General features: G+C 44.2%; 1 protein-coding gene. It reads right to left on the bottom strand.

What is annotated here, in order from left to right:
* Positions 1-34: 34 nt before the first annotated feature.
* Positions 35-235 (bottom strand): transcription antiterminator/RNA stability regulator CspE, encoded by a 201-nt coding sequence (cspE, locus tag BBB58_RS14970; protein WP_124965944.1) that lies wholly within the window; start codon positions 233-235, stop codon positions 35-37.
* Positions 236-260 lie beyond the last annotated feature (25 nt).

Raw genomic sequence — 260 nt, 5'->3', positions numbered from 1 at the left:
GGCGGGTTTTGAAATCTTGCTGTCGGACGTATGCTTACAGAGCAGTTACGTTTGCAGCGGAAGGGCCTTTGGCACCGTTAGTGATTTCGAACTCTACGCGCTGACCTTCAGCCAGAGTTTTAAAACCATTGGTCTGGATTGCAGAGAAGTGTACGAACACGTCTTTGCTGCCATCTTCCGGAGTAATGAAACCGAATCCTTTGGATTCATTAAACCACTTAACGTTACCTTTAATCTTAGACATCAAAATTACCTTTACA

The sequence above is a fragment of the Exiguobacterium profundum genome (genome assembly GCF_001909285.1).
Taxonomy (GTDB): Bacteria; Bacillota; Bacilli; order Exiguobacteriales; family Exiguobacteriaceae; genus Exiguobacterium; species Exiguobacterium profundum.
The sequence above is the reverse complement of the archived record's forward strand: the minus strand, read 5'-3'. Positions and strand labels throughout refer to the sequence as shown.